Raw genomic sequence first — 17911 nt, 5'->3', positions numbered from 1 at the left:
ATGTGCTCAACTACGGTATCTCGTACACCACGAGCTTGTCGGCAATGCCACGCAGTGCCGCTTCCTTCTGGATCGGCTTGATCGCGGCGCGATCGAGGATGCCCGCGACCTCAGCCGATTCCATCACCGGCTGGGTCAAATGGATTTCCTGCGACGTCGACAGGCTCTGCACCCTGGCTGCGATATTCACAGTCTGGCCGAAATAATCCTGCCGCTCGTTGAGCGTCACCGCAAGGCACGGCCCCTCATGGATGCCGATCTTGACGATCAGATCTTCCTTGCCGCGCGCGGTGTTGAGCTGCTTCATCGCCGCCCGCATGCGCAGGCCCGCCGACAATGCATGCTCTGGCCGGATGAAGGTCGCCATCACGGCATCGCCGATCGTCTTCACGACGGCGCCGTGCTCGGAAGCGATGATCTCGAGCAGCGCGTGGAAATGCGCGCGCACCAGATCGAATGCGGCGAGATCGCCGACCCGTTCATAGAGCGCAGTCGAGCCTTTGAGGTCGGTGAACAGGAAGGTGAGCGCGGTGATCTTCAGCCGCTGGTCGACCGTGAGGTTGTCGGCCTTGAACACATCACGGAAGGTCTGGTTCGACAGCATCCGCTTCGCGGTGAGGATCGGCTTGCGCTTGCCGAGCAGCTCATGCAGCGCATCGGCCGCGACCCAAACAGCGGGCAGCACGCGGGTGTCGGTTTGGTTGTCCAGCGACAGCCGGAGCGGCCCCGGCCGCAGCACCGTGGTGCCGGTCGGCGCCTGCAGTTTGTTGAACACGATCGAGAATTGCTGGCGCTCAGTGGTCGGCTCGCCCTGCACGTCGAAGAAATGCGCCGAGTGCGTCACCGGCTCGAACACGATCAGGAACTGCTTCGGCAATTGCAGCGACAGCAGCGCCTTTTCGCCGGCCGGCAATTCCAGCGATTCCAGCGTCACCTCCTTGAGCAGGCGCTCCAGCGAGTCTTCGTTGAGCTCGATGCCCGAGCTCCAGAACATCTGGCGGACATATTCCCAGATCGGCAGCGTGTTCGGATCATGCGCGCCGATGCGGCGCACGCGCGGGCTGACGGTGAAGGCGACCTCGACCAGATCGTCGACGGACGCTTCGTATCCGGCCGCGCACAGCGCGCAGTTGTAGTCGTCATGGCGCAACGACTTCAGCGTCGAATGCGCATCGAGCACGCCGCCGCAGCCCGGGCACAGCACATTCCAGCTCATGTCGAACAGGCCGAGCCGCGACGCATGCAGGAAGCCGGAGATTACCTTCTCCTGGTCGAGCCCGGTGCGGTTCGAGAAATCCAGCAGATTGATGCGATTGAGATCCCGGTCATGACCGTCCGCGATCAGCTGCTGCATGGCATCGACGACGGCCGGATCGGTCGTCTGCCTGAGGACTGCGAAATGGGCCTGCGTATCGCTCATGGTGAGCCCCTAGATGAGCATTGGGACACCGCCGCGCAAGATCAGCGCGGCTTGATCGTAAACACCGGCGAGCGGCTCGGCTGTGTCGTCACCACGCCGATCGGCAGCACCGGATCCTTGTCCGCCAGCGCGACGCGGAACGCGCCGATGATCTTCGCAAGCGCTAGCGTCGCCTCGACCAACGCAAAATGCGCCCCGATGCAGACCCGCGCGCCGACCCCGAACGGCAGATAGGCGAACCGATCGGGCGGCGTTCCCGTCATGAAACGCGACGGCACGAACGCGTTCGGATCGCGCCACAGCTTCTCATGCCGGTGCAACAGCCACGGCGCGATCAGGATTACGTCACCCTTCCTGACCGGACGGCCCGCGATGGTATCGGGACCGCCCGCCGCACGCGCGATCAGGAACGCCGGCGGATAAAGCCGCATGGTTTCGTCGATCACCGCGCGGGTGAATTTCAGCCGCTCGATGTCGAGCGCGCCAGACGTCGCCGCGCTCCCGACTTCTGCCGCCAGCTGTTCCTGGGTCAGGGGATCGAGCGCCAGCAGATAGAGCGCCCAGAACAGCGCGGTCGCAGTCGTCTCGTGGCCGGCCAGGATCATGGTGGCGACCTGGTCGCCGAGTTGGGCATCGGTGAAGGCCTCGCCGGTTTCAGGATCACGCGCGGCGCCCATCAGGTCGAACAGGTCGCGGGCCGGCGCGTTGTCATCCTTGCCGGCCGCACGTCGCTCGGCCATCAGCATGCCGACGAACGCGGTCCAGCGCTTGCGGAAACGGGCGCGGCGGAAATCCTGCGGCGTCGGCCAGTTCAACGGCAGCACCAGATCGAGCATGTGCGGCCGCGCCAGCGTGTTGCCATACTCCATCACGAAATCCCGCAGCGCGGCGCCGTGGCGATCCATGCCGAACGAGAACATGGTGCGGCCGGCGATCTCCAGCGTCATCCGCTGCATCGCCTCGCGCAGATCGACCGGGCCGCCGCTGGCGGAGTTCAGCTTTGCGATGGTCTCGTCGACCGCCGCAATCATGTAAGGCACCAGCGTCGTCACCGCGCGCGGCGTGAACGCCGGCGCCAGCGTGCGGCGCTGGTGTTTCCATGCACGCCCTTCGGCGATCAATAGCCCCTCGCCGAGCATCGGACGCAGCACGCGAAGGCCGGCCGGCGTGCGGGTGTAGTTCTCGTAATTGTCGACCAGCACATGGCGGATCGCATCCGGCGTGTTGAGGATGAAGCTCGAGTGCTTGAGGAAGCGGCCCTGGACGATATCGTCCTCATAGGCGCGCTGGCCCCAGGTCTCGATCGGCGAGTTGCGCATCACCCGCATGCGCTGGAACGCGCCCATGTCGTCGGGCGCACGCGGCGGGGCCGGCGGGACCAGGGGACGCCGCGTGACCGTGATATCGTAGACCTCGGCTATGCTCATGGTCCTCGCTTCCCTGCCTCACGCGACGGCCGATCCGGCCATGCGATCCCGGCGCCATGAAGGCGCGCGGACCCTGCACCAGACCTAATAAGTCAGCTCGGCGACCGCAATGCGATTCTCCGATGCCGGCCAGGCCCGCATCATAATGCGCTCCCCGTTGAAGATCGCGGCGACCGGACGGCCGACATCGTCCGCGGCGAGCCGCAGCGTCGTCACCGAATCGGTCGGCACGCCCGGCTTTACATCGGCCGGCTCCTTGCCGTCGAACAGCACGATATCGCGCGGCAGGCCGAAATAGCCGCGCGGCCGCGACATCAGCACAACCGCGCCTGCGCCGGCATCGGCCGGTCCCAGCGGCCGCGCCGCGCGCAGATGCACGATCTCGGACGAGCGCGTAAACGGCGAGCGATAGATGTGCGTCGTCGCCGTACCAGGTGACGTCAGCACGAATTCGAGCGGCCACGACGGGTCGACCTGCGCCGGACCCCAGCGACCGTCAGCGCCGGTCTGCGAGCTGTGCAGCGGGCCGCCGATGCGCTCGCCGGTCTCCGCCGCGACATGATAGATATCTACCGTGGCCCCCGGCACCGGCCGGTTGGTCGGCACGCCGCCGGGCATGCCTGTGACGAGGCCGCTCAGCCTCACCGCGGTCTCCGGCACGATCTCGATCCGCGACGGCTCGTGCCTTGCGATGAATTTGTAGATCTCGCGAAAGGCCCGCGGATGAAAGGCGGTCTCGCGATGATCGACCGCGCCAAGCACCAGATTGGTCGCGCCTTTCAGCGCCGGGCCGTCCGTCGTGACGTTGGTCGGCGTGCCCGGCTTGCCGACGAAGCGGCCGTCGGCCTGCGCATATTTATCGAGGCCGTCGCTGCGCAGCGTCAGGAACAGGGTGCCGACAGTCACTTCGCTGTCGCCATCGTTCAGTCCGCGCAGGAACGGACCACGCCCGTTGAACTCGTTGCCGAGCCCGTCGTCCCACGCATACACACCGTGATTGGGCGTGCCGCACAGCACCGCGTGGCTGATGTCGCCGCCGCCACCATTCTTGATGTAATTGCGGATCGCGTTGCCGCCGCGCGAACTGCCGACCAGCGCGACCCGCGGCGCGCCGGTCTTCTGCTTCAGCTCCCTGATCGCCTCGGCGAGCTCGCGGCGCTGATCCTCGGTCGAGGAGCGGCTCGCCTGCTCGATCTTGTCGTCGGTGCGTGCCAGCGGATCGGTGAAATTGATCGCGGCCATGCGCTCGCGCGGCACCCCGTTGCATTCCATCCGCCACAGCGTCGTCATCCAGAGCGGGGCGTGATCGCCATTGCCGTGCACGAACAGGATCGGCGGGGTATCACCGGCGGGCGCCGGCTGAGCCAAGGCCGACTGAGCGAAGGCCGACTGAGCCAAGACCGGTTGAGCCAAGGCCGGGGCGCCGAGGCGGCCGGCCAGCAGGGACAGGGCGCCGGCCCCTTGCAATATTCTCCGCCGCGACAGCGCCATTGCCCCCTCCCCAAGCCTTCCTCAGCTCTTTCAGTGCCTTAGCTGTGCCCTGTCCCCGCCAAGGATGCCGTAATCGCTGGACAGAACACGCGTTTCGCGGGCATCAGTTGGTGCAGCCGGAATCGTCCAACAAGCCATAGCAGGCCAACCGGAACTGGATATGACCGAACCGCGCGATCGCTCCGATAGTATCACTGCACCGTTGCGGCATTCAATCTTCAGGCGAATCTGGCTCGCGAGCCTGCTCTCCAATCTCGGCATCCTGATCCAGGGCGTCGGCGCCGCTTGGGCGATGACGCAGATGACCGCGGAGGCCGACAAGGTCGCGCTGGTGCAGACCGCCTTGATGTTGCCGGTGATGCTGATCTCGATGCCGGCCGGGGCCATCGCCGACATGCACGACCGCCGCATCGTCGCGCTGGTGTCGCTGGCGATCGCGCTGACCGGCGCCACCATCCTGACCGTGCTGGTCTGGCTCAATCTGGTAACGCCGAACATCCTGCTCGCGCTGTGCTTCGTCGTCGGCAGCGGCATGGCGCTGTTCGGCCCGGCCTGGCAGTCCTCGGTCAGCGAGCAGGTGCCGCCGGAGACGCTGCCCGCGGCGGTCGCGCTGAACGGCATCAGCTACAACATCGCGCGCAGCTTTGGTCCGGCGATCGGCGGCATCGTGGTGGCGTCCGCGGGCGCCGTGGCCGCCTTCGCCGCCAATGCCGTGCTGTACCTGCCGCTGCTCGTCGTGCTGTTCCTGTGGAATCGCGTCAGCGAGCCGTCGCGGCTGCCGCGCGAGCGGCTGAACCGCGCCATCGTCTCCGGGGTGCGCTACATCACCAATTCGCCGTCGATCAAGATCGTGCTGACCCGCACCATGGTGACCGGCATCATCGGCGGCTCGGTCTCGGCGCTGATGCCGCTGGTGGCGCGTGATCTGTTGCATGGCGGCGCGCAGACCTACGGCATCATGCTCGGCGCCTTCGGCATGGGCGCGGTGATCGGCGCGCTCAACATCAGCGAGATCCGCAGCCGGCTCAGCGGCGAAGCCGCCATCCGCGTCTGTGCGTTGACGATGGGCGCGGCGATCGCCGCGGTTGCCGTGAGCAAGCAGCCGGTGATCACCGCCGCCGCGCTGGTCGTTGCCGGAGCGGTGTGGATGCTGGCGATCGCGCTGTTCAATATCGGCGTGCAGCTCTCCGCACCGCGCTGGGTCGCGGGACGTTCGCTGGCGGCCTTCCAGGCCGCGATCGCCGGCGGCATCGCGATCGGCAGCTGGTGTTGGGGCCGCATCACGGATGTCGGCGGCGTCGAGATGGCGCTGTTGATCTCCGCCGGTCTGATGCTGCTGTCGCCGCTGCTCGGCATCTGGCTCAGGATGCCGCCGATCGGCGCACGCAACGAGGACGCGACCGATGCGCTGGCCGATCCCGAGGTGCGGCTGCAACTGAGCGGGCGCAGCGGGCCGCTGGTGGTCGAGATCGAATACCGGGTGGCGCAAGACAATGCCCGCGCCTTCCACAATGTGATGCAGGACGTGCAGCTCAGCCGCCAGCGCAACGGCGCCTATGGCTGGTCGATTGCCCGCGACATCGCCGATCCCGAATTGTGGACCGAGCGCTATCATTGCCCGACCTGGCTCGATTTCCTGCGCCAGCGCAACCGCGCCACGCAGATCGAGCGCGAACTGCATCAGAAGGCCGCCGACTTCCACATCGGCGCCGAGCCGATCCGCGTGCGCCGGATGCTGGAGCGTCCGTTCGGATCGGTGCGCTGGAAGGACGAGACCCCGGACCGCGCCGCCAAGGAGGTGATCCCGGTGGTCGCGACCGCAGCGGGCAGCAGCACGTAGTCTCTCCATTGTCATTCCGGGGCGCGCGAATAGCGCGAACCCGGAATCTGGAGATTATCAGCTCGAGATTCCCCGATGCGCCGTTGCGCATCTGAGGTTCATCGCTCCACGATGCCCCGGAATGACAGCTGATGGGTCTACTGCCCGTGATCGGCGAGCGTCTGCTGGCAGGCCTTGCTGAGGCGGCTGCGATGCTCCTTCAGGCAGGCCAGCACGACCTGATCGCCCTCGCTGAGATGGGCGCGGCAGAACCGCGAGGCATCGCGTGAGCAGGCATCGCGCCCCTGCTGCTGCGCCGGGGCGGCCGACGTCAACAAAACCAGCGGAACGACGGCAAACAGAAATCGGGTCATCTCTCAAAGCCTCTCAAGCGTTTTCGCGCGAAGGGGTGCCGGGTCGCGTGAAGAAAACGCGTCAAATAGGAAATCCGGAGCCCCGTTCTGATTTCATCGCAGCGGAAACGGCTCCAGGGAATGCGACGCCGGTTCTATAGCGTTTCCGTGCCGCGAAGAAGCTTGAAACCGACTGTGACGGTCATCACGCATGGTAGCGCCCGCTTTTTCTTGTCCTTCCGGCGCCTTGTTGGGATCGCGTTAAGACCTTGTTGGCATTAATCGCTCGTTACGGCTGTGGCGTATCCTTAAGTTCCGAGAGAGTGTGTAGCGATGCGTAGTGCGTTGGGCCTGATGCTGGCCAGTGTTGTAACGGCGATCGTGATCGCCGGCGTGTGGTTCTGGACCTCCTCGCCGCGTGCCGACGCGGCTCCTCCGCAAACCACGGCTGCGGCCAAGGCCGATCCGCTTCCCGCGGCGGCAAAACAGGCCGCCAGGGACGATGTCGAGACGACCGCAGCGCTGTCGAAGCGCGCCGATGCCACTCAGGCCGCGGCCCCGGCCGCCACTCCTGCGCCGGCGCCGGCCCCCGTCGCGGCCGCGGCCAAATGCGCCAACCCCGACGCGCTCGGCATCAGCCGCACCGTCGTGGTCGACACCAATGGCGGCCCGGGCTTCGGCTTCCTGCAGTACAAGCAGTATGACTTCCTGACCGACAAGGAGGTCGTGCTGACCTTCGACGACGGTCCGTGGCCGACCACGCCGGCCGTGCTCAAGGCGCTGGCCGACGAATGCACCAAGGCGGTGTTCTTCCCGATCGGCCTGCACACTACCTATCACCCGGACATCCTGCGCCAGGTCGCCGCCGCCGGCCACACCATCGGCGCCCATACCTGGTCGCATGCGCATCTCGCCAGCAAGAAGCTGACCGAGCAGCAGGCCAAGGACGAGATCGAAAAGGGTTTTAGCGCGGTGAAGCTGGCGCTGGGTGCCAACCCTGCTCCGTTCTTCCGCTTCCCGGCGCTGGCGCACACCCCGGCGACAACCGCCTATCTCGGCACCCGCAACATCGCGATGTTCTCGGTCGACGTCGACTCCAACGACTTCAAGTCCAAGAGCGCGGACGAGGTGATCAACAACGTGATGACCAAGCTCGACAAGGAGCACAAGGGCATCATCCTGATGCACGACCTGCAAAAGCACACCGCGCAGGCGCTGCCGACGCTGCTCCGCAAGCTCAAGGCCGGCGGCTACAAGGTGGTCTGGATGAAGGCCAAGACCCAGCTCGAGACGCTGCCCGAATACGACGCGATGATGGCGAAGACCGAGAAGCCGATCGCAACGGGCCGGCCGATCGGCAACGTCGTGCAGACGGTCGCCGAGTAACGCAGCCAACACACTCTCAACTCAAAGCGCCCCTGGATCCGATCCAGGGGCGCTTTCGCTTTCTGATCGCAGCCACCTTCTGCGCCTGTGCGCCTTCGAGAGTGGCACCATCGCGCCCGGCGGCTGCGGCTCCACCAAAATATCGAAAACAACCCCATGCAAAGGAGCTGGCGGATGCCGGCGCTCGACAAGGCAACTTGACCCGTCGGGCAAATCAGGGATACATTTCCAATATTCCGAAATCACGCATCCCTCGCCCGTTGGTGGGGGAGACCAGCCACGTCGAGCCCATTTTGTGAGATGCATCACGCTGTCAGCACAGCAGTTGCCGACGGGTTGGCGTGGTCCAGTCGGATTGTTGAAACTCGGTCCTATCGGTGGGCCCGTATCGCTGTAGTTTTTGCGCCTTGAGACATGGTCTCGGCGCAACGCCGCTTGCCCGTGCACGCCGGCATCTGCAGCACCAGCCTGTGTGCCGCGCCTTCGACGATGATCCGGGAATAGATTCGTCGGTTTGGCCCTCTCTTTCACGATGCCCGAACCTTGGAGAGCTCAGTGAGTGCACTCGAACAAGGCCGCGTACGGCCCGGCGGCGATGGCTTGGCGAATACGGCCGCCGAAAAGCTGCGTTCGATGGTCCCGGCGGCTGGAGCGATGGCCTATCCGTTCCTGCTCGATGCATTTCACCTCGCGGTCTCTCCCGCTGCTGGTCCGATGTCGTTTGGGCGACTGGCCCTGGCGGCGCTTTGCCTGTTGGCCGCGACCGCCGCGCCCTTGCTGGCTCTGGCTTGCGCTCATTGGATGACCAAGGCCGCACCGTCATCGTTCGCGCTGCGCGCCCGGCGCCTCGCCTACCTCGGCATCGCCGCGCCGCCCTTGTTCGTGCTGACCGGCGTCGGTCTCGGCCTGCTGCACATCCCTGTCAGTGACGAGATTGTCTGGGTCGCGGGTTGGCTCGTCGCGTGCCTCTATGTGCTGTTCGGCAGCGAGCAAGAGCGCCCGGCAAGGTCAGCCGCGATTGCGCCCTCTATCGCCAAATGGCGCGTGACACATGGCGTCGCCGCAGCAATCATCCTTTTCTACGTCGCATTCCATCTCACCAATCATCTGCTGGGTTGGCTCGGACCTGATGTTCATGCCGCCGTGATGAAGGCGGGGCGCACCGTCTATCGGTCGTCCGTGGTGGAGCCCATCCTCGTCGTATTGATGCTGTTCCAGGTCGCCGTCGGGATGCGGCTCGCCTGGCGCTGGAGCTCGGCGCCTGCGGATGCATACCGCGTGTTTCAGATCGGCTCCGGCGTCTACCTCGCGGCGTTCATCGTCACCCATCTGAATTCCGCATTGGTCTCGGCGCGCGCCGTGCACCACATCGACACCAACTGGGCCTGGGCGTCGGGCGCACCGACCGGCCTGATCCACGACGCCTGGAGCATTCGCCTGGTGCCGCACTACGCGCTCGGCGTCTTCTTCGTCCTCGCGCATCTCACGTCGGGATTACGCGGCGTTCTGATCGCGCACGGCGTTGCCACGGCGGTTGCCAACCGGATCTGGGCAACCGGGCTCGCGATAGGCGGGCTGGTCGCGATCGCGATCATGAGCGGATTGTGTGGGGTGCGGATCTAGGCTTCAGCGGGCGGCCCGAGCGAGCCCGGTTGAGAAGAACATCGATGCCGTCAAGCTGAGGTTGACTTGCTGCGGTCACGCCAAAGCGCAAAGATCGCTGTTGCGAGCTTGTTCGGCCGATCAGGCCTCGCATAGCTGACCACCGGCTTGCTGGAATGATTTTCCATCAGCTCCCCTAGTATCTCGTAGTCAAGTTCGAGACCGAACTTTTCGTACGGTATGGATTCGGACTCAGCTCCCCCCGCAACATAAACGATATCGACTCGCGCCATGTCTTTCGCGATCGCCGCGGCTTCCTGCAAGGTGTCGCAGCCGTACGATTTGTATTCCCAGGAAGGATCGCTGAAGTGAAGTATCTTGCGGGTGCTTTCATCGAGCTTGCCGCGCTCTTCTTCAGAGAGCCCTATGATTATCACGTGGGCGATTTTCGGAAGCATCTGCCCAACCCCTTGAAATAGCGCCTCTAGAACTTGGTCTACCGGCGCGAGCGAGGGGTTCGACGCTCTGAGCAAGTCGTATCCGGGCGCCTTGATGCGCGCTGGGAGCAAGCTTCACTTCTGGCTGGGAAATGGTGCCGCAAGAGGGACTCGAACCCCCGACCCCGTCATTACGAATGACGTGCTCTACCAACTGAGCTATTGCGGCGAACCGTTCGGCAACGGCCGGATCACGCGGCCACCTGATATCGGGCATGACCCCGATTGGCAAGGACAACGCGGGTATCGAACCATACAGCCGTTAACCTAACCCCGAATTAGCTTCCCAAACGTGACAGAAATCCGCGCCAACCGCCCACCTGGGCCTTGGGCGGGCCGATTTGTTCCGCAAATTCGTCGACCGGACCGTCCTCGTCGACCCCGGGGTCATCAGGGGCCCGGATGATCGGGATTACGGCCGGAATGGGCGCCGGTGCGGCCTTGGGCAGGTCGGTCCGGGACCGGAACAAGGGGGCCGGCGCCGGGGGCGCCGATTCGGCGGCTGGAGGGGGAGCCGGTTCCGGCGCGGCGGGTTCGGCCGAGGCCGGGGCGGGCCCGGCCTCGATGGCCGCCGGCAGCGGGGCGTTATCCTGCACCGTCGGCGCGGCCGGCTCCAAGGGGTTGAGCTCGACTGGCTTCGCCTCGACCTGCTTCACCTCGACCGGCTCGGCCGGCTTGGCGTCCGCCGGCTCGCTGGCGACTTCCTTTGGCGGCTCGACCCGGCGCGGCGCCAGCATCGCCTCCTCGAAGGGCGACGGCTCGATCGCATGGCCCTTGTCGGACGGCAGCGCCGCCACCGGGGTCTGCCACTGGAAGGCGTCGAGCCGGCCGGTGACCGGCGAGACCGGGCGCCAGCGGTCCGACACATAACCGTCGGCGGTCCAGACCGGATCGTGCAGCGCGCGCACGGCGCGCAGGGTCCAGGCCCGCGCCCGGCCGCTGTCGCCATGCTCGGTGCGCTCGATCTCGGCCATCAACAGCGCGACGCGTTGGGTCGGCGCCGCGACAAACGGCTCCAGCGCCGCGCGCGCCTTGGCGAACTCGGCGGCGTCGATCGCGGCGCGCGCGATCGCCAGCGCGCCCTCGATATGGCCAGGTTTTTTCGCCGCCAGCGTCTCGACCCGCACCAGGCGCTGGCGCGCGGAATCGCCGAGCCGCACATGCGAATAGGCGTCGGCGAGATCGGGATGCGGCTGCGCCAGCCACGCGGTCTCGACGATGCGCATCGCGCGGCGCACCTGATGCGCCTCGCTCTCGAACTTCGCCGCGAGCACGGCGGCCGGGATCAGCGTCGGCGCCAGCTTGACCGCCTCCATCGCGCTCGCGCGCGACAGGTCGCGATCGACGGTCTCGAACTCCAGCGCGCGCGCCGTCAGCAGCACGCCGCGCTGCCGCCGATAGGTCGCCTTGTCGATCAATCCGGCGCTCTGGTTGTTGTCGATGATCGACAGCGCACCGGCCCAATCGCCCTTGGCGCAGCAGAAGCCGAGCACCGCATGCGAAGCCCATGACGACGACGGCGACATTTTCAGCGCTTCCTCGGCGATCATCACGGCCGCAACCGGATCGTCGGCGCGCTGCGCCTCGATGAACAGACCGCGCAATCCAAGCAGCCGCGTGTCCTCGCGCCCGGCCATGGCGCGGAAGGCGCGCTGCGCGCCGTCGCGGTCGCCGTCGAGCTGCGCCGATTGCGCGTGCAGCAGCAGTGCCAGCGGATCGCCTCCGGCGTGGCGCCGCGCCACTTCGGCATGCGCGCGCGCCGCCGAGGAATCGCCATGCCCGATCGCAAGCAGGCCTTGCGTGATGGCGTGGCGGCCGCGGGCGTGACGGCGCTCGCGCCGGCCACGACGGATGTGCGAGGGAATCTTCCAGAGCCCGCGCAGGATCACGCCGGCGACCATCGCGACGACGACGACGAGGCCGAGCAGGTACATCGGCTGCTTGGACGTCAGCCGCAAGCCGCCCCAATTCAGCACGAGATCGCCGGGCTGATCGGCCATCCAGGCCGCACCCGCTGCAGCGAGCGCGATCAGCAGCAGGAACAGAATGATCCGGATCATCAAAGACCTATTGCAAAGACTTACTGGTTGACCGTGGCGAGCGCCGCCATGGCGTTGTCGGCAAATTTACGCGACGCGTCGAGCGCGGCGCGGCGCGCGTCCACCTTGGCGAGCCAGGCTTGCGCCGCCGTGCGATCCGCGGGCGGCAGCGACTTCAGTTCACGCTCGGTCAATGCGAGGTCATTATGCAGGGCGGCCGATGTCACGCGCGCGACGATGCTGCCGCGATCGGTCCCCGTGCCGTCGGTCCGCTCGATCTGGATCAGCGTGGAGGCACCGGCCTTCAGACGATCGACCAGCCCGGCGCTGGCTGCCGCAGCCTCAGGCGGAGGCGGCGCAAGTTTCGGCACGATCTCGATCAGCTCGCGGCACAGCGCGTTCGGGCTCGGCACGCCTGAGGTCGCAAACGTCGCGAGCGGCTTCAGCACCTCGGCATCATCCGACAGCGCCTTCGCGGCTTCGAGCGCGGAGGCATAGGGATCGCCGTGACGCACCGCGACGTCGAGCAGCGATGCCGCGACGACGCGGCGCAGCGGCACATCGTCGGCCTTCGCCTCGGCCTTGGTGTCGGCGATCTTGCCGTCCTGCCTCGCGATCGCAGCACCCTGCGCCTTCACCGCACCTTCGACCTTGTCGATGCGCGCCGTGATGCCGGAGAGATCAGCCGCAGCCGCGCCATCGCGCGGCGCGGCTTTCGCGTCATTGACCGCCGCCGCAAGCTTGTCGGATTGCGCCCGCGTCGCGGCGAGTTCGGTGCGCAGTGCGGCGATCGATTTGTCGAGCGCCTCCAGCCGCGCCGTCGCCGCGGGATCGGCGGCCGCCGCGACCGGCCTGCCGGCTTTCGATTCCAGCGCACTCAGGCGCGTGCCGAGCTGGTCGATGGCGGCATTGGGTAGCGGCGCCGGGACCGGCTGCACGACGGGCCAGCCGAGCAGCCAGCCAACCCCGATCACCAGCGCCGCCGCGACGGCGCCGGATATCGGAGCCACCACCCAGGGCGATACCGGCCGCGCCGGTTCGGCGTCCGGCGCCGCGGAGGCGGTCTCGGGCTGCGGCTCCGCTTGCGCTGCGGCGTCGCCTTGGGGCTCGGCCTCAGGCTGGGGCTCGGCCTCAGGCGTCGCCGCGTCCGCGGACGCCTTGGCAGCATCCTTGCCGGCATCCTGGTCCGTCTCCCTGGCGGCTTCCTCGGCCCCCTCCGCCTTCGACGGTTCGCTGGAGATTTCGGTCGCCTGAAGATCGATGGTCGGCGGCGCGCGCTTGGGCCGGGAATCCGGCGAAGATCCTGGGTCGTCTGGCCTTTCTTCAGCCATCGCGGGGGGTCCTCAAAACTATTGGCCGCATATTGTACCAGAATCGGCCCAGGCTCTTAGAGCACGATCCGAATAACCGAGCATTGCCTAACATCATGGTCAGACGAAAGAATTATTCCGGTCTCGGCCGCAGGGCGCGGCTCAGCGCCTCCAGCAGGGCATTTTCGTCCGGCCGCGCCGCCACCACCACCTTGGTCGCGCCGGCGTCATGGAGCACCGCGGCGACGGCCGCCGAGATGCAGCATTGCGGCAAGGCGAGCGCCGAAATCTCGATCCCGTCGGCTCGGACCGTGTCCAGAAAGGCCTGCGCGCTGCGGCGGGAATAATGCAGCACCGCGGTGATCCGGTTCGCCATGAAGGCGTCGCTGACTTCCCTCGGGAAGCCGGCCACCGGCGCCATCCGGTAGGTGGTGTGGGTGACGACGCTGAGCCCGCGCTCGCTGAGCTCGCCCGCAAGATCGCGCGACAGGTCGGCGCCGGCGAGATAGAGCAGCGTCGCAGACGCCGGCAGCTCGCCGGCCTCGACCCGTGCGAGCACGAGATTGCGCAGCGAGACCGCATCGCCCTTCGCCACGATCACCTTGTCGAAGCCGGCGGCGCGCGCCGCATCGGCGGTGTGTACCCCGACCGCAAACAGCGGCAGCCGCAACAAGCGGCTGGTCGCGAGATCGACCGCACGCAGCGCATTGGCGCTGGTCAGGATGACGGCATCATAATCCGCATCGTCGTCGCCGCGGAACGGCACCGGCTCGAAGCGCAGCACCGGCGCCGACAGGGCGTCAAAGCCGCGCTGGCGCAGCGTCGCGAGCGTCGCGTCATTGTCCGGATGCGGTCGTGTGACAAGGATTGTCAGGGTTTCAGGCCTCCAGCCGTATAAATTGGACGTTGGCGACCGATTGCACTTTAAGACCTCGCAATGCTACCCCGGAGCGGACATTTTGATGAGCATCATCTTGCCGGAAACCGGTTCCGGCCTGTCCGGATCATGCTCGTAGCACAAGGACCGAAATTGGGACACGAACCGCCGATGCTGGTGCTGGGGATCGAGACCACCTGCGATGAGACCGCGGCCGCCGTGGTCGAGCGCCAGGCTGACGGGCAGGCGAAAATCCTCTCCAACGTCGTGCGCTCGCAAACCGACGAGCACGCCCGCTTCGGCGGCGTGGTGCCGGAGATCGCGGCGCGCGCCCATGTCGACCTGCTCGACGGCATCGTCGCCTCCGCGATGAAGGAGGCCGGCGTCGGCTACGGACAATTGTCGGCGGTCGCGGCAGCCGCGGGCCCCGGCCTGATCGGCGGCGTCATCGTCGGCCTCACCACCGCGAAGGCGATCGCGATGGTGCACGATACGCCCCTGATCGCGGTGAACCATCTCGAGGCGCACGCGCTGACGCCGCGGCTGACCTGCGCGCTGGCGTTTCCCTATTGCCTGTTCCTGGCCTCGGGCGGACACACCCAGATCGTCGCCGTGGTCGGCGTCGGTGAATATGTGCGGCTCGGCACCACGGTCGACGACGCGATGGGCGAGGCGTTCGACAAGGTGGCGAAGATGCTGTCGCTGCCCTATCCCGGCGGACCGGAGGTCGAGCGCGCGGCCGCCGGCGGCGACCCGACGCGGTTTGGCTTTCCACGTCCGATGCTCGGCCGCGCCGATGCGAATTTCTCGCTGTCGGGACTGAAGACGGCGGTGCGCAATGCAGCCAGCCGGCTGGAGCCGCTCGAGCCGCAGGACGTCAGCGATCTCTGCGCGAGTTTCCAGGCCGCGGTGCTGGAATCGACCGCGGACCGGCTGAGCGTCGGCCTAAAGCTGTTTCAGGAGCGGTTCGGCACGCCGCGCGCGCTGGTCGCGGCCGGGGGCGTCGCCGCCAACCATGCGATCCGCAGTGCGCTGCAGGAGGTTGCGGCAAAGGCGCAGACCACGCTGATCATCCCGCCGCCGGCGCTCTGCACCGACAATGGCGCGATGATCGCCTGGGCCGGCGCCGAGCGGATGGCGCTTGGCCTCACCGACACGATGGAGGCGCCGCCGCGCGCGCGCTGGCTGCTCGACGCCAACGCCAAGGCGCCGGCCGGCCACGCCAACAGCCGCGCCGGATATTGAACAATGTACGACGGGGCGCGCATCAGGCACCGTCGCACCTCGCCCCGCTTGCGGGGAGAGGTCGGATTGCGCAGCAATCCGAGTGAGGGGGTACAGGTCTCAACACTCGGCTCGCTCGCGGATAAAGCCCCTCACCCCAACCCTCTCCCCGCAAGAGCGGGGAGAGGGAGCGAAGACAGGCCCGCCTGATGCCGGCGCATATGTCCGTGAGCGTGATCGGAGCCGGCGCCTGGGGCACGGCATTGGCCGATGTCGCGGCGCGCGCCGGGCGCAAGGTGACGCTGTTTGCGCGCAATGCCGAGCATGCCGCGCAGATCCAGGCGACGCGGGTCAATCCGCGGCTGGCTGGTGTCCAGCTTCATCCCGGCATCGCTGTGACGTCGGATATCGCCGTCGCGGCACTCGCCGACATCATCCTGGCCGTGACACCGGCGCAGCATCTGCGCGCGGCGGTCGGGCATCTTGCGCCGCATCTCAAACCCGACACGCCTGTCATCGCCTGCGCCAAGGGCATCGAGCACGGCACGCATAAATTCATGACCGAGGTGATCGCGGAAGCCGCGCCGCGCGCGGTCCCCGCGATCCTGTCGGGGCCGAGCTTTGCCGACGACGTCGCGCGCGGACTGCCCACCGCCGTAACGCTGGCCACCATGGACGAAGCGCTGGCACGCGCGCTCGTCCAGGCGCTCGGCTCGGCGACCTTCCGGCCCTATCACACCACCGATGTGCGCGGCGTCGAGATCGGCGGCGCGGCCAAGAACGTGCTGGCGATCGCCGCCGGCATCGTGGTCGGCAAGAATCTCGGCGCCTCCGCGCTCGCCGCACTGACCACGCGCGGCTTCAGCGAGCTCGCAAGATTGGGCCGCGCCTGCGGCGCCCGCGCCGAAACACTCTCCGGCCTGTCGGGATTGGGCGATCTGCTGCTGAGTTGCTCGACCGCGCAATCGCGCAATTTCGCACTCGGCCTCGCGCTCGGCCGCGGCGAAGCCGCCCCGATCGGCAAGCTCGCCGAAGGCGCGTTCACCGCGCCGGTGCTGTGCGAGCTCGCCGCTGCGCAGAAGGTCGACATGCCGGTGTCAAACGCGGTCGCCGCGATCCTGAGCGACCGGCTGACCATTGACGCAGCGATCGAAGGCCTGCTGACGCGGCCGTTCAAGGCGGAGTAGCGCACGTCACGGTCGCGCGTGGCAGAGCTTCACGATCCGTGCGCGCCGTACTAGCGTGGCGGCGAACCGTCGGATCCCGGTCCAACAAATCGAAAAACGGATCCCAAGGGAAAACCCATGCGTCAACCGCATCGCGCCATCCTTTCGATCAGCCTCGCCGTCGCATTCACCGCCTCATCCGCCATAGCCCACGCCCAAACGGCCACGACCTACGACGACCTTGCCAAGAGCGAGGCCGCCGCCAATGCCGACAACGGCAAGCGGGTCGCGCCACTCAAATCGATCGGCAATCCAACCACCGACGTGTCTGCCGAGATGCAGGCAATGATCGGCGCGCCCTATCCGCCGCATTTCAATGCCGACCCCAAAACCCCTGCGGAATGGAAGGAGTTGATCGATCGCCGCGCCAAGCTTCTGATCGCGGGTATTCCGGCGCTGAAGGCGAAGCTCGGCGTCAAGGTCGAGGAAACCAGGCTTGCCGGCGTGCACTGCTACATCGTGACCCCGAACAAGATCGCGCTCGAGAACAGGCGACGCCTGCTGATCCACGTCCATGGCGGTGGTTACGTGTTCGGCCCCGGCGAAGCCGCGTTGCCGGAAGCCATCATGATGGCCGGCTTTGGCGGCTTCAAGGTCCTCTCGGTCGACTACCGGATGCCGCCGGACTTCCCCTATCCGGCGGCGATGGACGACGCGATGGCGGTCTGGAAGGAAGTTCTGAAATCGCACGAGCACCGCCGGCTGGCCATCTTCGGCACCTCAACCGGTGGGGCGATGACGCTTGCGATGGTGTTGCGGGCGAAGGATGAGAAGCTGCCGCTGCCCGCCGCCATCGCGCCGGGCACGCCATGGTCCGATATCGACAAGATCGGCGACAGCTACGCGAGCAATGAATGGGTCGACAACGTGCTGGTGACCTGGGACGGCTGGCTCGGCCGCGCCGCCAGGCTTTATGCAAACGGCACCAGCCTGAAGAATCCCTACATTTCGCCGATCTATGGTGACTTCAAGGGCTTCCCGCCGACCATCCTGACATCGGGCACGCGCGATCTGTTCCTCAGCAACACGGTTCGCACGCATCGCAAATTGCGCCGCGCCGGCGTGATCGCCGATCTCAATGTCTATGAGGGGCAGTCGCACGCGCAGTACCAGTTCAACGTCGACGCGCCCGAGACGAAGGAGGCGTTCACCGACATCGCCAGGTTCTTCGATCGATATTTGAAACAGTAGGTGCCGCGCCGGGATCAGATGCCCGTGCTTGTCGCGGGCATCCGCGTCG

The 17911-nt window shown here is 66.8% G+C and carries 14 protein-coding genes and 1 tRNA gene; 6 read left to right on the top strand and 9 right to left on the bottom strand.

The annotated features are described in order from the left end of the window. Nucleotides 1-10 precede the first annotated feature (10 nt). From ACVWZM_RS18700 to ACVWZM_RS18690, 3 genes are all read right to left on the bottom strand, one after another. Nucleotides 11-1420 (bottom strand): adenylate/guanylate cyclase domain-containing protein, encoded by a 1410-nt coding sequence (locus ACVWZM_RS18700; RefSeq protein ID WP_225642287.1) that lies wholly within the window; start codon nucleotides 1418-1420, stop codon nucleotides 11-13. A gap of 41 nt (nucleotides 1421-1461) precedes the next feature. Continuing rightward, entirely contained in the window at nucleotides 1462-2847 is a 1386-nt protein-coding gene (locus ACVWZM_RS18695) for a cytochrome P450 (protein WP_456854175.1), read from the bottom strand. A gap of 84 nt (nucleotides 2848-2931) precedes the next feature. Beyond that, a complete protein-coding gene (locus ACVWZM_RS18690; protein WP_456854173.1) occupies nucleotides 2932-4338 on the bottom strand; it encodes a hydrolase in 1407 nt (468 codons plus the stop codon). Between the two features lie 160 nt (nucleotides 4339-4498). On the opposite strand from ACVWZM_RS18690, the gene ACVWZM_RS18685 reads away from it, so the two are divergent. Further along, nucleotides 4499-6178: an MFS transporter gene (locus ACVWZM_RS18685; protein ID WP_456854171.1), complete on the top strand. Its 1680-nt coding sequence runs from the start codon at nucleotides 4499-4501 to the stop codon at nucleotides 6176-6178. Nucleotides 6179-6315: 137 nt separating this feature from the next. Here ACVWZM_RS18685 and ACVWZM_RS18680 read toward each other — a convergent pair whose 3' ends face one another. Next, nucleotides 6316-6531 (bottom strand): cysteine rich repeat-containing protein, encoded by a 216-nt coding sequence (locus ACVWZM_RS18680; protein ID WP_057021318.1) that lies wholly within the window; start codon nucleotides 6529-6531, stop codon nucleotides 6316-6318. Between the two features lie 312 nt (nucleotides 6532-6843). Here ACVWZM_RS18680 and ACVWZM_RS18675 point away from each other — a divergent pair, with 312 nt between their 5' ends. Together ACVWZM_RS18675 and ACVWZM_RS18670 are read left to right on the top strand one after the other, a co-directional pair. Beyond that, nucleotides 6844-7896 (top strand): polysaccharide deacetylase family protein, encoded by a 1053-nt coding sequence (locus ACVWZM_RS18675; protein ID WP_057021319.1) that lies wholly within the window; start codon nucleotides 6844-6846, stop codon nucleotides 7894-7896. Between the two features lie 555 nt (nucleotides 7897-8451). After that, nucleotides 8452-9519 (top strand): hypothetical protein, encoded by a 1068-nt coding sequence (locus ACVWZM_RS18670; RefSeq protein ID WP_245311986.1) that lies wholly within the window; start codon nucleotides 8452-8454, stop codon nucleotides 9517-9519. Between the two features lie 50 nt (nucleotides 9520-9569). Here the strand turns inward: ACVWZM_RS18670 and ACVWZM_RS18665 are convergent, their stop codons facing one another. The 5 genes from ACVWZM_RS18665 to ACVWZM_RS18645 form a co-directional block, all read right to left on the bottom strand. Beyond that, on the bottom strand, nucleotides 9570-9956 hold the full coding sequence (locus tag ACVWZM_RS18665; protein WP_156436600.1) for a hypothetical protein: 387 nt from the start codon (nucleotides 9954-9956) through the stop codon (nucleotides 9570-9572). 132 nt (nucleotides 9957-10088) lie between these two features. Next, nucleotides 10089-10164: transfer RNA gene (locus tag ACVWZM_RS18660), tRNA-Thr, on the bottom strand. Between the two features lie 109 nt (nucleotides 10165-10273). Then, nucleotides 10274-12055, bottom strand: coding sequence for a heme biosynthesis HemY N-terminal domain-containing protein (locus ACVWZM_RS18655; RefSeq protein ID WP_456854168.1), 1782 nt, complete (start codon nucleotides 12053-12055; stop codon nucleotides 10274-10276). A gap of 20 nt (nucleotides 12056-12075) precedes the next feature. Continuing rightward, complete coding sequence (locus ACVWZM_RS18650; RefSeq protein ID WP_456854166.1) at nucleotides 12076-13365, bottom strand: hypothetical protein; 1290 nt, start codon at nucleotides 13363-13365, stop codon at nucleotides 12076-12078. Between the two features lie 112 nt (nucleotides 13366-13477). After that, a complete protein-coding gene (locus tag ACVWZM_RS18645) occupies nucleotides 13478-14218 on the bottom strand; it encodes a uroporphyrinogen-III synthase (protein WP_456856711.1) in 741 nt (246 codons plus the stop codon). Between the two features lie 174 nt (nucleotides 14219-14392). Between ACVWZM_RS18645 and tsaD the strand changes: the two genes are divergently transcribed. The 3 genes from tsaD to ACVWZM_RS18630 all read left to right on the top strand — a co-directional run bounded on the left by tsaD (nucleotide 14393) and on the right by ACVWZM_RS18630 (nucleotide 17862). After that, nucleotides 14393-15466 carry a tRNA (adenosine(37)-N6)-threonylcarbamoyltransferase complex transferase subunit TsaD gene (gene tsaD, locus ACVWZM_RS18640; RefSeq protein WP_076834997.1) on the top strand — a complete coding sequence of 358 codons (1074 nt, stop codon included), beginning with the start codon at nucleotides 14393-14395 and terminating at the stop codon, nucleotides 15464-15466. A 188-nt stretch (nucleotides 15467-15654) separates the two neighbouring features. Beyond that, nucleotides 15655-16632 (top strand): NAD(P)H-dependent glycerol-3-phosphate dehydrogenase, encoded by a 978-nt coding sequence (locus ACVWZM_RS18635; protein WP_456854164.1) that lies wholly within the window; start codon nucleotides 15655-15657, stop codon nucleotides 16630-16632. Nucleotides 16633-16749: 117 nt separating this feature from the next. After that, nucleotides 16750-17862, top strand: a complete 1113-nt coding sequence (locus tag ACVWZM_RS18630; protein ID WP_456854162.1) for an alpha/beta hydrolase — start codon at nucleotides 16750-16752, stop codon at nucleotides 17860-17862. Nucleotides 17863-17911: the final 49 nt, after the last annotated feature.

The sequence above is a fragment of the Bradyrhizobium sp. USDA 4501 genome, from assembly GCF_054062115.1.
The sequence above is the reverse complement of the archived record's forward strand: the minus strand, read 5'-3'. Positions and strand labels throughout refer to the sequence as shown.

What these genes read in the sequence shown, in the direction of transcription:
- ACVWZM_RS18700 (WP_225642287.1), bottom strand. Translation starts at nt 1,420, where the DNA reads ATGAGCGATACGCAGGCCCATTTCGCAGTCCTCAGGCAGACGACCGAT.
- ACVWZM_RS18665 (WP_156436600.1), bottom strand. Translation starts at nt 9,956, where the DNA reads ATGCTTCCGAAAATCGCCCACGTGATAATCATAGGGCTCTCTGAAGAA.
- ACVWZM_RS18675 (WP_057021319.1), top strand. Translation starts at nt 6,844, where the DNA reads ATGCGTAGTGCGTTGGGCCTGATGCTGGCCAGTGTTGTAACGGCGATC.
- ACVWZM_RS18630 (WP_456854162.1), top strand. Translation starts at nt 16,750, where the DNA reads ATGCGTCAACCGCATCGCGCCATCCTTTCGATCAGCCTCGCCGTCGCA.
- ACVWZM_RS18695 (WP_456854175.1), bottom strand. Translation starts at nt 2,847, where the DNA reads ATGAGCATAGCCGAGGTCTACGATATCACGGTCACGCGGCGTCCCCTG.
- ACVWZM_RS18650 (WP_456854166.1), bottom strand. Translation starts at nt 13,365, where the DNA reads ATGGCTGAAGAAAGGCCAGACGACCCAGGATCTTCGCCGGATTCCCGG.
- tsaD (WP_076834997.1), top strand. Translation starts at nt 14,393, where the DNA reads ATGCTGGTGCTGGGGATCGAGACCACCTGCGATGAGACCGCGGCCGCC.
- ACVWZM_RS18685 (WP_456854171.1), top strand. Translation starts at nt 4,499, where the DNA reads ATGACCGAACCGCGCGATCGCTCCGATAGTATCACTGCACCGTTGCGG.
- ACVWZM_RS18635 (WP_456854164.1), top strand. Translation starts at nt 15,655, where the DNA reads ATGCCGGCGCATATGTCCGTGAGCGTGATCGGAGCCGGCGCCTGGGGC.
- ACVWZM_RS18690 (WP_456854173.1), bottom strand. Translation starts at nt 4,338, where the DNA reads ATGGCGCTGTCGCGGCGGAGAATATTGCAAGGGGCCGGCGCCCTGTCC.
- ACVWZM_RS18680 (WP_057021318.1), bottom strand. Translation starts at nt 6,531, where the DNA reads ATGACCCGATTTCTGTTTGCCGTCGTTCCGCTGGTTTTGTTGACGTCG.
- ACVWZM_RS18655 (WP_456854168.1), bottom strand. Translation starts at nt 12,055, where the DNA reads ATGATCCGGATCATTCTGTTCCTGCTGCTGATCGCGCTCGCTGCAGCG.